Below are 15198 nucleotides of genomic sequence, written 5' to 3'. Positions count from 1 at the left end.
AATCCCTCCTCCTCAAATGGTCAAACAGTGTATGGGTTTAACTCCTCCCTTTCCTTTGTTCATGACAAGATTCATGGTGTTCTATTTAATGTAGTCAAATAAAGTTCATCATTTTGTCGCTTTTTGTAATAGGATTTAAAAATGATTCTTTTTACTTAATCACTCTAAGTCGAAATGCATATGTTGGATAAAGTAACCAAGACAGATTTAAGACTTTTTGATTAGTAGTGATACGGGTTTCTTTATATATTAGACATGAAAAATCCCCTTCCGGTGGAAGGGGATGAGTGATACTCGATTAACGTTTATTACGGTTGCGCAAGAACGTTGGGATATCCAGCGTATCATCGCTTGATTGTGTATTTTGTCTCGGCTGAGATGATGACTGCTGATGTTCCTCACGCTTTACTTCACGTTTTTGAGGAATGGATTGATTTTGCTTTAATCCTTGCCCTAATGGATTTCTTTGTGGTTTTGACACCTCTGGCTCTTGCTCAATAAATCCAGTTGCGATCACGGTTACCACAATTTCATCCTTCAAGTTATCATTGATGACAGAACCGAAAATCATGTTTACATCTTCATCAGATGCAGAAGCCACAATGTCCGCTGCTTCTTGTACCTCATAAAGACTTAGGTTCGTACCACCAGTAATATTCATGATGACACCTTGTGCACCGTCGATTGCCGTTTCCAGAAGTGGCGAAGAAATAGCTTTCTTCGCAGCTTCGGCGGCACGATTTTCACCAGTCGCAACACCGATACCCATAAGAGCAGAACCTTTATTGGACATGATCGTTTTCACGTCAGCAAAGTCAAGGTTGATTAAACCTGGTGTAGCAATAAGATCTGAGATCCCTTGAACACCTTGTCGTAGCACGTTATCTGCTGCACGGAATGCTTCAAGCATTGGCGTGTTTTTATCAACAATTTCAAGCAAGCGGTCGTTTGGAATGACGATTAATGTGTCAACTGCTTCCTTCATAGAAGCAATTCCTTCGACTGCTTGAAGCTGACGCTTTCTTCCTTCAAATGTGAAAGGACGAGTCACGACTCCAACTGTCAATGCACCAGAATCTTTTGCGATTTTTGCAATGACAGGTGCAGCACCCGTACCAGTTCCACCGCCCATACCGGCAGTAACAAAGACCATGTCTGCGCCTTTTAATACTTCTTCAATCTGTTCTTTGCTTTCCTCAGCAGCTTTTTTACCGACTTCAGGATTCGCACCTGCTCCAAGCCCTCTTGTCAGCTTAGCACCGATTTGCATTTTCGTTTCTGCTTTTGATAGATTTAACGCCTGTGCATCTGTGTTGACTGCAATGAAATCGACACCTTGTACGTCATTTTCGATCATTCGGTTGACAGCGTTATTTCCGCCTCCACCTACTCCGATTACTTTAATTGATGCTAGGCCGTCTATATTTGTTTCAAACTCCAACATGCTGAATCCTCCTAATCCGTCGAAAATCTAATTCTATTCCCAGAACATATTAAATAGTTTTTTCATTTTGCCCGGTTTTTTATTTGTCTCTTCTTGTGCTTTTTGTTTTACTTTCGGTCTTGGCTGCGCTTCTTTCACTTGTGGTGCAGAAGAAACCGGCTCCATGGATGCGCCTACTTCATGAAACGCCTCATCCGGCATTTGGAATCCAACTTGTCTGCCCTGAATCTTTGCATTGCGATAAGCAAAGTGGATCAGACCCACTCCTGTCATATACTGAGGTTCTCTCACCCCAATATAATTCGGACTTGCAATTCTAACATTGTTTTGCAAGACCGTTTGTGCAAGAGAAAGGATACCTGGTATAGCTGCCTGTCCACCTGTTAGAACGAATCCGCCAGGCAAATCATGGACACCCATATTTCTTAATTCCTCTGCCACAAAGAGCAAGATTTCTTCCAGCCGAGCTTCGATGATATTAGCCGCTTCAAGCTGTGTATACGTCTGTTTCTGGTCGGTACCGATGACAGAAACTTCAAATGTTTCCTCAGACGATGCCTCATCATAAAACGCATGTCCAAATTGTTTTTTGATTCGTTCAGCTTCTTCAGTAGAAGTTCTAAGTCCTATAGACAAATCTTTTGTAATGTTCTCTCCGCCCAAAGGGATACTGTGAGTAGAATAGAGATGCCCGTTTTCAAATACGGAAATCGTTGTAGATCCGCCGCCAATATCGACGAGAGCTACCCCTAGATTTTTTTCATCTTTCGATAATGCTGCCGAGCCCGATGCGAGCGGCTGCAAGCAAATATCCATAATTTCAATTCCAGCTCTCTCTACACATCGGAGCCAGTTATGTAGAATCGTTTTAGAACCTGTAATTAACGATCCATCCACCTCTAGCCGAACACCAAGCATTTTTTTCGGATCAGTGATCTCATCTCTTCCGTCGACGATAAATTGTCTCGGGATGACGTCTACGACGAGATGTTCTTGAGGAATAGATACTACCTGTGCAGCATCTAAGACACGTCTCACATCTTCAGCATGTATTTCTTTGTTTTCACTAGATACTGCGACCACGCCGCTCGTATTCTGAACATGAATGTGGTTTCCGTTAATTCCGACAATCGCCTTTTGTAATGGAAAACCTACCATTCTTTCAGCCTGTTCAAATGCTTGTCTAATAGAATGAACTGTCTCATCTATATCAACAATCGATCCTTTTTTTAACCCTTCTGAAGGGACATTTCCAACACCTATAATGTTAAGCGAATCATCCGCCATTTCTCCGACGATGACTTTAATATTGGATGTACCGATGTCAAGGCTGACGTAAATTTCATTGTTGTTCATTCTATGGCACCTCCTCACATATCAATACTTTCTATTCTATTATTTGCTGAACAACAATACAATGAATGTGTTTTTACAAGTGTGTAACAAAACTTAAAAAATCAACATTTTTTATTAGGATTACTGAAAATATTCGTTACATCATATGTATATCCTTTTTTATGACTCACTTTTTTTCTTTTTTTCTCTAGAAATTGTCCATTTTGTTAGTAGAATTCTTCGAATAACTGCTATATTTTGAAACAATCTAACGCCGAAAGCAAACATTCCGACTAAATACAAGTCTACACCAAGATGGACGCCCAGAAAAGCTAAACTTATTGCAAGTATAATATTAAAGAAAAAGCCTGATACAAACACTAGTTCATCGTATGCCCCTTGCAGATGTGCCCTGATTCCACCAATCAATGTATCAAGTGCAGCAAGTACAGCGAGGGAAAGATAATTAGAATACTCATTCGGTATCGTAAAATTTGTTAAGAAACCGATCGCAACTCCTATGATTAAGCCAAGTACAGGAAGCCACATTAAGATTTTCCCTCCTTTACATCGTCAAGAGGCTTCAACTCGTTTAACTGAATCGCACCGTCATATGCTTTTAATTGAATTTGCGGCTTCGGCTGGCTAATACTTAAGCCGAAATTTTCCTGAGCAAATAAATCACCAATATCTGATACATTTAAACGGCTGTATAATTTGTCGGCCTGGTCGCTGATCATCTTGATGGTCACTTCATCACCATCTAAGCTGTAGCCATCCATTTTCGTCGTGCCATTAATATCTCGAATCACACTTGTATTAATCACACGGTGGTCATTAATGGAAATATGTTTTGCCCCATACATATTGGCTTCGTTGATTAGCTTTTTCAGAAGATCAGGCGGGATATTTTTCACTTCTTCCCCGGTCAGATCCTTGGAGAAAAGCTGAGAGATGTCAACCTCAATTCCCTCCCCTGTCACTTCTGTAAAACCAGCCTTTTCTTTTAAATCTTTTAATGTTTTTGTTAGTTGAGCTTCTTTTGATTGATCTCCTTGATGACCATACTTTTTCAGCATTTCATCATATTTATCAATTTCTTTCAGCAAATCCAATTCTTTACTTTTAGATGCAGATAAATCCTCTCTTAGCTCCCACACATCGCGAGTATCACGAACTTTGGGCTTTTGCAATGAATTAAATTGGATGGAGACCATGATGCCGAATATCACCATTAAGGCTGTCAAACTAAGTAAAGGCTTCTTTTTCCTCAACACCACTCACCTTTTCACTTTTAATCTTTGTGTTTTAAAAGAGGATTCATACGAATATCCTTTTTTTCAATCGTCATCGAAATGTGATCACTTGTCAGCTGATCGACCACTCCTCCTGCAATATTTAATGCAGGTATTAACACAGCCGGATCACCAATAGCAGAAATAACAAATGGCGCTGGATGCTGAACCCCGTCAACTGTGACAACTGGGCCGTTACAATGTATGTATGATTGGTGTGTAATTCTCTGTCCATTAATAGATACGGCAGAGGCCCCTGATATAAACAGTTCGTTTATCACATGAAAAATGTGGCTCTCATGAACAATGTAATTATTGACATTTTGTCCACTCGGGATATAAGATGCATCTTCAAGGGATACTTTTACCCCTTTTCCTTTTACACCGATCTCTCCTGTAAACATCCTGTATTTCTCAACATCTTCCAATACATTAAAATACTGCTCTTTTTCATTTTTCAAATTGTACTCAGTGGCTTGAACCTGTGATTGAAGACTGTATAATTCTTTTTCAAGTTTCTGATTCGCCTTTTCTTGCTTTGTCAGCTGACTTTTCAAGGAGTATTCTTTTTTCCATTGCTCTGTTCGAATGACATCTGCCTGATGCTGCTTAGTATATTGGTATGAAAAAGAAATCAGAAAACCAAGAACAAGCATGACAATTGAGAATATAACTGTTTTGCCTCTCAACGTTCATCTTCCTTTTTCTTAGATTTAAACGCTTCAAAATACGTCGCGACTTCCATATGGATTGTGCCTTTTTCAGATGGCGAAAGTTCTTTTACAATGGCAGGATAGGTTTTCATTTTATTAGCGAATGTTTTAATTGATGCAATCACGGTGTTCCCGTCATTCATATAAAATTTAACGAGCCACTGGTTTGAGCTTGTTGGCACATAATATATTTCTGAGATGAGTTCCTGAATAGAGGCTGGCAGCTGATTTAAAGATCTAACCGTTTGCTTCAGCTTCTCTTTATTGTCCCAATCAACAAAAATAGGTCCTGCATGACTTGGTGTGACTTCTTCTGGTAATGCTGTCCCATTTTCAAGAAGCTCATAGTATAAATTTCCCTTTTGAAGATAAGCAATATTGGCATATTCTTTGACAGCAATACTAACCTTATTTGGAAAATGTTTTTTGATACTGACACTTTTAATCAGTTTGTTTTGTTTAATATGATCTGCTGTTAAATCTTTATTTAAATTCCAAAACTCTGTTTCGCCTTCTTTAATCTGGGAAAGTTTCACAAGCTGTTTTGTAGGGACATGCTCGTTACCCGTAATAGTTAAAGAAGAAATTTTACTGATTGGTGTCTGCAAATAAATAATGATTAAAACCATGATAAAAAACAGTAGAATAAAAGAGATTAGTCTCCGATTCGCTTTCTGCTTCCTTTGTTCTTTAATTTTAGGAATTCGTTCTTCTATATTGACGATCTTTTCATTTTCATGATCAGGCCGCATATATATTCTTCACCCCATTCAAAGCTGCTTGTCCACACCTTTGGGTCATCTTTTGATGAGAAAACAAACGGCATGAAAGAATGCCGTTTGTTTTCCTGCGATGCCATCATTCATAAAACTTGCTTTTACTTTGCTTCACCGATAATTTCTACTTCTGTATGCATATCTACATTGTAGTCATCTTTAATTTTCTTTTGGATGTACTGAATTAAGTCCAGCACGTCTTGAGCAGTAGCCCCGCCAGCGTTCACAATAAAGTTTCCATGCATATCAGAGATTCTTGCTCCGCCAATTTGGTACCCTTTTAAATTCGCTTTTTCTACAAGCTGTCCTGCATATTCAGGCAGCGGATTTCGAAAAATACTTCCGGCACATGGTCGATTATAAGGCTGTGTTTCCTTACGATAGTCTTTATTTTGCTGCATTTTCTTTGTGATTTTCTCTCGATCATCCTGTTTGAGCTTAAACACGGCCTCGAGAACAATGCCTGGTCGTTCCTTTTGAAGGACAGACGTTCTGTAGCTAAAGTTCATCTGCTCATTTGTTAGCCACTCGATGCTTCCATCTTCAAATAAGATTCTTGCTTTCACAAGAATCTTACTGATATCAGATCCGTGCGCACCTGCGTTCATATAAACAGCGCCGCCAATAGACCCTGGAATACCAGCTGCAAATTCCAGCCCTGAAAGACCCTGCTTACTAAGAGACGTTGCAAGCCTTACAACAGAATAGCCGCCGCCAACTGTAATTTCTTCATCATTTACAGTTAAGTGATCAAGTCCAGCGCCTAACTTCAGAACAACACCACGTATTCCTTTATCAAGTACGAGTAAATTTGACCCTCTTCCAATAACCGTCCACTCCGCGTGGTGTTTTTTTATCTGATCCATGATCGTTTTAACTGAATCGATATCTTTAGGAACGATCAATAGATCTGCCGGCCCGCCTATTTTCATTGTCGTATGATTTGCAAGCGGCTCATTTTCAAGCACTTTACCGACTTGCGCTTCTAATAATTCATTCTTCAAGTTCTCCATATTACCCTCCGCCTTACCTAATATCATTCCATCATGTAGTCGTAATTTCTTTTAATACATTATATAAACGTCCAGCCGCATCTGGTACTCCAAGTTCTTTTGTTAATCGGCTCATTTCGTTTAATTTTTCTTCATGACCAGCAATTTCATCAATGGCATGAAGGAGGCTTTCTCCAGAAAGCTCTGATTCTCTTAAAACGATTGCAGCGTCATGCTTTTCTAGTGATCTTGCATTGATTTCCTGGTGATTTGCCGTCACGTATGGGCTTGGGATAAAAATAGTTGGAATTCCAAGGGCTGTCACTTCAGCAATCGTTGTGGCACCGGCTCTTGCAACAATCACATCAATCGATTTCAAGTACTCCGGCATTTGATGCAAGAAAGGCTTTGTGATCATATTAGGTGCTGCACCTTTTTCTTTTAGTTCGTTCAGCACTTTTTCATAATGAACCTCACCCGTGATATATAAAAGCTGATAGTTCTTAGCCTTTAATTCATCTTGCATGTCAATGACTGCTCTATTAATCGGCGCAGCCCCCCGGCTCCCGCCAAAAATAAGAACCGTTTTTTTCGTTTCATCCAGCCCAAACTCCTTCAGAGATTTCCCCTCTTTTATAGAGACGACTTCAGAGGCTCTAGGGTTTCCCGTAAATACAACCTTTTCAGAAGGAAAATGTGCCTTTGCTTCTTCAAAGCAGATGGCTACCTTATCAACATATCTTGCTAGAAACTTATTTGTGATACCAGGCAGGCTGTTCTGTTCGTGAATAATGGTCGGGATTTTCAGCTTAGAAGCTGCATAAACGACAGGGCCGCACACATAACCACCTGTTCCAATGACCGCATCTGGCTTAAATTCCTTTAAGTAAGATTTGCTTTTTTGAACGCCTTTTAGAAATCTCATCACCGTTTTTACGTTATCAAAGGAAAGCTTTCTTTTAAAACCTGAAATTTCTATGGACTTGAAAGGGATATTTTCTCTTTCTACAATTTTCTTTTCAAGTCCATTTTCAGTACCAATATATAAAAATTCTACATCAGGATGCAGTCTTTTCACTTCTTTAATAAAAGCTAAGGCCGGATAAATATGTCCGCCTGTTCCGCCTCCACTGATTACTATACGCATTATACCATTTCCCCTCAATTTTTTTCTGCTCTGAACAAAGTATAAACCCTGTTTTAAACAACAGGGCTCCGTTAAAACCTGTAAAGAAGAGTCAAAAAACATGTTTCCAATACAAAATCTGTCATTTCTACTCTTCAAATCATTTTTTTGTACTTTTGCAAAATAAATGTCATCATGGTTTCATGAACTAGAGCAGCATTAATATCTAGCGTACCTGCTTACATTCAAGAGTACCCCAATTGCCATCAGCATTAATGTCAGTGATGAGCCGCCATAACTTAGGAATGGGAGCGTGATACCTGTCACAGGGATAAGTCCAGTAACAACTGCGATATTAATCATCACTTGAATGGCAACCATTGAAATAATACCAACTGCTAGGAAACTTCCATATAAGTCTGGGGCTCCAAGTGCTATTCGTATGCCTCTCCATAATAGAACACTAAAGAGCAGCAAAATGAGTGATCCTCCAATAAAGCCAAGCTCTTCAGACAATATTGCAAAGATGAAGTCTGTTTGAGGCTCAGGTAAATAAAAGAATTTTTGTCTACTTTGACCGAGACCCATTCCGAACAGACCGCCTGGACCAACAGCGTATAAGGATTGAATAATTTGAAACCCACTGCCTAGTGGATCTTCCCAAGGATTTAAGTACGATGTAATTCGTTTTATGCGGTAGGGCGCTGATAAGACTAGTGCAGCAAATCCGCTGAGCCCTATAAGACCGAGAAATATAAAGTGAGCAATTCTCGCACCTGAAACAAATATCATAATAATACAGGTTCCAACCATTACCGTCCCTGTTCCCAAATCTGGCTGCAGCATGATGATGGCAAATGCAGAAAACACAATGCCTAATGCTGGTGCGAAACCTTTACGAAAGGATGTGATATTTTTTTGTTTTTCAGATAAGAATTTTGCAAGAAACGCAATCATCGCAAGCTTCATAAATTCAGAGGGCTGAATACTAAACGCACCGACACCGATCCAGCTTCTTGATCCATTTCTCTCCATACCGATACCAGGAATAAGTACAAGCAGCAAAAGGAGAAAACAAACAGCAATCAATATCTTTGACCAAGTCCGCCACGTCCAATAATCGACTCGCATAATGAAAAACATCGCGATAACTCCGATTCCGGCAAACAAAAGCTGTCTTTTTGCAAAATAAAACGAATCATCAAATTTATACGATGCCCACACAGCACTAGCGCTGTACACCATAATTAAACCAATCGTCAATAAAAGTAACGTAATGACAACAAGCAAAAAGTCCGGAGAAGTTTTCTTATTCGTCAAGAGACCGACACCCCAAGCATAATTTCATTTGGGCTGTCAGTCATACGAGAGACAAGCCCTTATTTAAGCATATGCACGGCGTTTACAAACATGTCTCCACGTTCTTCAAATGTTTTATGTTGATCCCAGCTTGCACAAGCCGGGGATAATAAAATCACGTCTTCTTCTTCAGAAATGTTAAACGCCGCAGGTACTGCTTGTTCAACATTATCGACATGTTTTACGTGATGTATTCCCAGTTCTTCACCAAGCTTCACAAACTTAGGTGCCGTCTCACCAAATGTGATAATTCCTTTTACATTTTTCATAAAAGGTTTCAATTCATCAAATTCATTGCCGCGGTCAAGCCCGCCAGCTAGTAAAATGGTCGGCTGATTAAAAGCTGACAATGCTTTACTTGTTGCTAGTATATTGGTGGCTTTACTATCGTTATAGAATTTTCTGCTTTGAATTGTATCTACAAACTGCAGACGATGCTTCACTCCACTAAATGTCGTGAGAACGTGTGCGATTGCTTCATTTGAACAGCCTGCATTTTTCACCACACAAATAGCTGCCAAAATATTTTCTTGATTATGCTCACCAGGAAGAACAACATCCTTTAAATCGATAATATGTTCATTCATGTAGTAGATCGCACCATTTTTAATGTATGCACCATGTTCTACTTGCTCTTTCACCGAGAAAAACACTTTTTTTGCTTTTGAAGCTTCAGCCAGTTTTACGACTGATGGATCATCGAGGTTAATAACAGCTATGTCATCTTCAAGTTGATGTGCGTATACTTTCTGCTTTGCTTTTTCATATTCATCACGAGTGTGGTGATAGTCTAAATGTGCATCAAAAATATTTAATATTAAGCTGATTTTAGGTCTGAAATCAACTGTTCCCATTAACTGAAAAGAAGAGAGTTCAGTTACGATCCACTCATCGCCAGCTGCCTTTGCAGCGACTTCGCTGGCAACTGTGCCAATATTACCTGCCACTAAAGTTTTTTGACTGTCTTGTTTCAGCATGTCATAAATCAAAGTCGTGGTAGTGGTTTTTCCATTTGATCCAGTAATCCCAATAAAAGGAGCTGAGGTTAAATGATAAGCTAATTCTATTTCCGTCCAAACTGGAATTTGGCGGCGAAGCGCTTCTTGAACCATCACATTTTCATATGGAATTCCCGGATTTTTAATTAAAATTGTAATTTCTTTATCATCGAATATTCGAAGAGGATGACTGCCACAAATGACATCAATCCCCTTTTCGGATAGAAGCTGAGCAGGTTCATTTTCTTCAAACGGCTTTTGATCATTTACTGTAACATTTACGCCATGCTCATGAAGAATTGAAGCTGCCGCATATCCGCTTTTTGCAAGACCTAATACTAGTACATGTTCGTTTTTTAACATTTGCATCTTATTCAATTATAACCACACCTCGATGTAAATTCCTAAAACAGCAAGTAATAAACCAGCTGTCCAGAAGGTGACAACTACTCTCCACTCAGACCAGCCAACTAACTCATAGTGGTGGTGAAGCGGACTCATCTTAAAGATTCTTTTTCCAGTTGTTTTAAAGGAGATCACTTGAAGAATAACGGATAACGTTTCGACAACAAATACTCCTCCAATAATGACAAGTAAAATTTCAAGCTTTGTTAAAATCGCAATTGCTACAATCGCTCCGCCTAAAGCAAGCGACCCTGTATCACCCATAAATACTTTTGCAGGATGCGCGTTAAACACAAGAAACCCAAGAACGGCTCCAGCAACAGCTACTGAAAAGATCGCTACATCGTACTGTGATTGATTCCAAGCCAGTATAGCAAAGGCTCCAAAGGCAATAGCCGCGGTTCCAGATAATAGACCATCCAGTCCATCCGTTAAGTTCACGGCATTAGAACCTCCGACAAGCATGAAAACGACAAGGATAAAGTAAGCCCATCCTAAATCGAAGCTCACATCTGTTCCTGGAATGCGAATCGTCGTTGCAAACTGATAATAATGGAAGACTGCATAAAAAATCACTGCGATCACAATTTGACCAATTAATTTCTGTTTCGATGTTAAACCTAGGTTTCGTTTCATCGCTACTTTAATATAATCATCTAAAAATCCTAATAGACCGTAGCCAAGCGTGACAAATAACAATAAAAACATTTCTGGACTAATCTCAGAAAATTTGTTGATCATCACAATCGTTGTAATGGTAATAGAAAAGATAATCATAATTCCGCCCATTGTCGGAGTACCTGATTTCTTTTGGTGAGACTGTGGTCCTTCTTCTCTAATACTTTGACCAAATTTAAGCCTTCTTAAAAACGGAATAAAAATCGGGGATAAAAGAACACTGATTAAAAATCCCATTATGATTGTAAACAATATCACCTGTTCAAGCATCGTTCTTTACTCCTTCCGAATTTCCAAAACCGTTTTCCATCAGAAAATTACATTCATTATTAAGGTATTCATTCGCGTTCTTCGTATGTTGTTTTTGTACAAAATGCTTCATTTCATTACACTCTTTTCATCATTTTAAGATTTGTTTAGATCTAAAATAGCGTCCATAGCAACCTTTGCATCATCAAAATCGTAAACTTGATCGCCAACGATTTGATAAGTCTCATGACCTTTACCCGCTATTAAGACTGTATCGCCTTTTTTCGCATTGGCAATTGCAAAAAAGATGGCTTGTTTGCGATTCACAAAACTATGATAATATGCGTCTGGCACCCCATTTTCCATATCCTTTAAAATAGCTGAAGGATCTTCGCTTCTTGGGTTGTCTGATGTAAATACAGGTTCATCTGCATACTTCACAGCGATTTGGGCCATTTGAGGACGCTTTGTTTTATCACGGTCGCCGCCGCAGCCTATCACACAGAAAATTTTGCCTTCTGTTAATTCTCTACACGTTGTCAGGACATTTTCTAAGCTGTCAGGTGTATGGGCGTAATCGACGATAACAGGGAAATCTTGATCACAGTTCACAAGTTCAAATCGGCCTTTGACTCCCTCCAGCTCTTCAATAGCACTTACAATCGTTTCAAATGTTAAGCCAGATACGATCCCTACTGATACAGCTGCTAGGATGTTGTACACATTAAACTTACCGATGAGGGCAACTGTCACATTTTTTGTGCCAATTGGAGTGATCAAATCAAATTGAGTTCCCTTCGGTTTGATTTGAATATTCTTTGCCATCACATCTGCTTTTTGCTCTAAGCCATATGTCATGACTTCAGCAGCTGTCACTTTTTCATAATAACTCGAAGCGTCATCATCTGCATTTAAAATCGCATGCTTCGGCTTATCGTGATGAAAGGCACTGCCAAGCTGTGAGAATAGCAAGCTTTTCGCATGTTTATATTCTTCCATTGTGTTGTGGTAATCAAGATGGTCCTGCGAAAGGTTTGTGAAAACGGCAATATCATAATCACATCCATGTACCCTGCCAAGATGCAGTGCATGTGATGATACTTCCATAATGGCTGTGTCTACATCTTGGTCAAGCATCTGTTTAAAGGTTTTCTGAAGTGTGACACTTTCAGGTGTGGTGTTTTTCACATCGAGAATGTCATCATTCACCTTCATATACATCGTACCGATTAAGCCTGTTTTCTTTTCAGCTTTTCTCATCATTTGTTCAATCATGTGTGTTGTCGAAGTTTTTCCGTTCGTTCCTGTGATCCCGATGAGATTCAGCTTATGAGTTGGCTGCTCGTAAAACGCATCAGCTATTCTTGCAAGAGCTCTTTGAGAGTGTTTTACAATAATGACTGGTACATCTGATATGTTAAGAGGGTGTTCTGCTACAATCGCTGCAGCCCCGCTTTTCACCGCTTTTTCAGCATAATCGTGTCCATCTACTGTATAGCCTTTTATACAGACAAAAAGGCTTCCTTTTTTCACCTCTCTTGAATCCATTTCAATGGAAGTGATATCAGGATTTTCGTTTATTAATTCGTTGTTTTCACTTTTAAAGTATGTAAGGAGTTCTTGTAATTTCATTTCATATCAAACCTCTCAAATTCGTTCACGTGCATGTCTTGTGAAAAAAACACACAGTCTATATTTTATCGTAAAAAAAAGGATACATCCAGCGTATTCCTTAAGTTTCTCTTGGAAAAAACACACTTTAGGCTCTTTTTTTCAAACAGGCCTTCTCTTTCAACAAAAAGAGGTAGCCGAATGAGTGCGGCTACCCTCTGTTCATTCTTTATTATTCATCGTTTAAGTATAATCTGATGGTGGAGCCTTCTTTGACTTTTGTCCCAGCAGCAGGCGATTGCTTCACCACTTTACTGCCAGTTCCAGAAGCATCGATCTTAAGGTTAATCAAGAGTGATTCAAGGTCTGAAACAGATCCCCCTACAAGATTCGGTACTTCAATGGTTTTTGTGTCCAGCCACTGGTACTTCTTTTCAATTTGTCCTTTTCTTTTTTTCACACCCATCTCAGGCAGGCTGTCCCGCATAATATGACCCACAATTGGTGCAGCAACTGTCCCGCCAAATTGAATAGTGCCTTTCGGGTTATCTACAGCCACATATACAACGATACTCGGATCATCAGCAGGCGCAAACCCGATAAACGACACAATGTGGTTATTTTCCATGTACTTGCCGTCTTTTACCTTCTGGGCTGTCCCTGTTTTTCCGCCAACTCGATATCCTTCAACAAATGCATTTCGGCCAGTTCCTTGAGCGACTACACTTTCAAGCGCATATCTGATTTCTTTGGATGTTTCTGCTGAAATCACTTTCTTTTTGGCAATCGGCGATTGCTTTTTCACTACCTCTTTTGTGATTGGATCTATCCATTCTTTTGCAATGTACGGCGTGTAAAGTGTTCCGCCATTTACCGCAGCTGCTACGGCAGCTACTTGCTGTATCGGCGTAACAGATACACCTTGACCAAAGGCAGTTGTCGCCTGCTCTACAGGGCCAACCCGGTCCAGCGGGAACAAAATGCCTCGCCCTTCCCCCTGAAGATCGATTCCTGTTTTTTGGCCAAATCCGAAATTTTTAATATAGGAAAATAATTTATCCTTTCCTAGACGATCGCCTAGTTCAACAAAACCGGGGTTACAGGAGTTTTGAACCACTTCTAAAAATGACTGTGATCCGTGGCCGCCTTTTTTCCAGCACCTAAGTCTTGCACCATCAACTGTCACAGAACCGCTGTCAAAAAAATGATCGCGTTTTAAATTGACTTTTTTCTCTTCTAGTGCTGCTGCAAGCGTAATAATTTTAAACGTCGAACCTGGCTCATATGTGCTCCACACCGGTAGATTTCGGTTAAACACCTTCGAGTCAACTGATTGATAATCCGCTGGATCAAAATCCGGTCTGCTCGACATCCCAAGCACTTCACCGTTCTTCGGGTTCATCGCAATTGCAATCATCCCATCTGGGTTATATTTTGCCTGCGCATTGTCTAATTCCCGTTCTATAATGGTTTGCACCTTCGCATCGACAGTTAACTTCATATCAAGACCATCTTTAGGCGGTGTATAATCATCTGCTTCATCTGGCATTTTCTGCCCTTTTGCATCGGAATAGAACTTGACAGAGCCTTTTTCACCTTTTAGGTCATCGTCATAATAGGCTTCCAGTCCAAGTAACCCTTGATTATCAATTCCAGCGAAGCCCAGCACATGAGAAAGAAAACTGCCAAACGGATAGTGTCTGATGCTGTCTTCCGCAACATAAACGCCATCTAAATCAAGCTCTCTGACTTCTTTTGCTTTTTCATGAGATACTTTTCTGCCTTCTGGAGAAATTCGTTCGATGGATGTTTTCTTTGTGACGTGCTTGTACGCTTTCTCTTCAGACATATTCAGTACTGCCGCCAGTTTCTTGCTTGTTTCTGCCGGATCTTTAATTTGCCGCGGGACGACCAATATAGATGGGGCACTTTTGTTCGTCGCAAGCTCTACCCCATTTCGGTCCAAAATATCTCCCCTTTCTGGTTCGAACGGGAGGTTCCGGCTCCATGAATCTTTTGCTAAGCTTGTGAGCTTCTCGCCCATAATAAACTGTACATATCCTAATCTAGTATCTATGATGAAAAAAATGATCACCCCAAACAGCAGCACGAAAAGCAATCGTTTTCTCACTGTTACACTTGATACTCGCACGCCCGGTTCACTCCTTACATACATATGGCTTGTTTCCATCATATGCAGGCCCGTCCTTATGTAGA

At 39.9% G+C, this 15198-nt stretch carries 13 protein-coding genes; all 13 read right to left on the bottom strand.

What is annotated here, in order from left to right; genetic code table 11:
- Window positions 1–298 precede the first annotated feature (298 nt).
- Window positions 299–1444 (bottom strand): cell division protein FtsZ, encoded by a 1146-nt coding sequence (gene ftsZ, locus AAZR19_RS02955; RefSeq protein WP_024426931.1) that lies wholly within the window; start codon window positions 1442–1444, stop codon window positions 299–301.
- A gap of 33 nt (window positions 1445–1477) precedes the next feature.
- On the bottom strand, window positions 1478–2800 hold the full coding sequence (ftsA, locus tag AAZR19_RS02950; RefSeq protein WP_041108908.1) for a cell division protein FtsA: 1323 nt from the start codon (window positions 2798–2800) through the stop codon (window positions 1478–1480).
- A 159-nt stretch (window positions 2801–2959) separates the two neighbouring features.
- A complete protein-coding gene (locus AAZR19_RS02945; RefSeq protein WP_003210988.1) occupies window positions 2960–3328 on the bottom strand; it encodes a small basic family protein in 369 nt (122 codons plus the stop codon).
- On the bottom strand, window positions 3328–4053 hold the full coding sequence (locus AAZR19_RS02940) for a DUF881 domain-containing protein (RefSeq protein WP_076839526.1): 726 nt from the start codon (window positions 4051–4053) through the stop codon (window positions 3328–3330). Before AAZR19_RS02940 ends, AAZR19_RS02945 begins: the two co-directional genes overlap by 1 nt.
- Before the next feature lie 20 nt (window positions 4054–4073).
- A complete protein-coding gene (locus AAZR19_RS02935) occupies window positions 4074–4763 on the bottom strand; it encodes a DUF881 domain-containing protein (RefSeq protein WP_076839525.1) in 690 nt (229 codons plus the stop codon).
- Window positions 4760–5539, bottom strand: a complete 780-nt coding sequence (locus AAZR19_RS02930; RefSeq protein WP_076839523.1) for a cell division protein FtsQ/DivIB — start codon at window positions 5537–5539, stop codon at window positions 4760–4762. The genes AAZR19_RS02935 and AAZR19_RS02930 overlap by 4 nt, the downstream gene beginning before the upstream one ends.
- Window positions 5540–5664: 125 nt before the next feature.
- Window positions 5665–6576, bottom strand: coding sequence for a UDP-N-acetylmuramate dehydrogenase (gene murB / locus AAZR19_RS02925; RefSeq protein ID WP_076839522.1), 912 nt, complete (start codon window positions 6574–6576; stop codon window positions 5665–5667).
- Between the two features lie 31 nt (window positions 6577–6607).
- Window positions 6608–7702, bottom strand: a complete 1095-nt coding sequence (murG, locus tag AAZR19_RS02920; protein WP_075622993.1) for an undecaprenyldiphospho-muramoylpentapeptide beta-N-acetylglucosaminyltransferase — start codon at window positions 7700–7702, stop codon at window positions 6608–6610.
- Window positions 7703–7900: 198 nt separating this feature from the next.
- Entirely contained in the window at window positions 7901–9001 is a 1101-nt protein-coding gene (gene spoVE, locus AAZR19_RS02915) for a stage V sporulation protein E (RefSeq protein ID WP_003212197.1), read from the bottom strand.
- A 59-nt stretch (window positions 9002–9060) separates the two neighbouring features.
- The gene (gene murD / locus AAZR19_RS02910; protein ID WP_076839835.1) at window positions 9061–10407 is read right to left on the bottom strand and encodes a UDP-N-acetylmuramoyl-L-alanine--D-glutamate ligase; all 1347 of its coding nucleotides are present in this window, start codon (window positions 10405–10407) and stop codon (window positions 9061–9063) included.
- 9 nt (window positions 10408–10416) lie between these two features.
- Window positions 10417–11391, bottom strand: a complete 975-nt coding sequence (gene mraY, locus AAZR19_RS02905; protein ID WP_003211854.1) for a phospho-N-acetylmuramoyl-pentapeptide-transferase — start codon at window positions 11389–11391, stop codon at window positions 10417–10419.
- A gap of 135 nt (window positions 11392–11526) precedes the next feature.
- Window positions 11527–13002, bottom strand: a complete 1476-nt coding sequence (locus AAZR19_RS02900; RefSeq protein ID WP_024424262.1) for a UDP-N-acetylmuramoyl-L-alanyl-D-glutamate--2,6-diaminopimelate ligase — start codon at window positions 13000–13002, stop codon at window positions 11527–11529.
- A gap of 211 nt (window positions 13003–13213) precedes the next feature.
- Entirely contained in the window at window positions 13214–15133 is a 1920-nt protein-coding gene (locus AAZR19_RS02895) for a stage V sporulation protein D (protein ID WP_024424263.1), read from the bottom strand.
- Window positions 15134–15198 lie beyond the last annotated feature (65 nt).

The sequence above is a fragment of the Bacillus sp. Je.9.29.b genome, assembly GCF_051129925.1.
Classification (GTDB): domain Bacteria; phylum Bacillota; class Bacilli; order Bacillales; family Bacillaceae; genus Bacillus; species Bacillus safensis.
The sequence above is the reverse complement of the archived record's forward strand: the minus strand, read 5'-3'. Positions and strand labels throughout refer to the sequence as shown.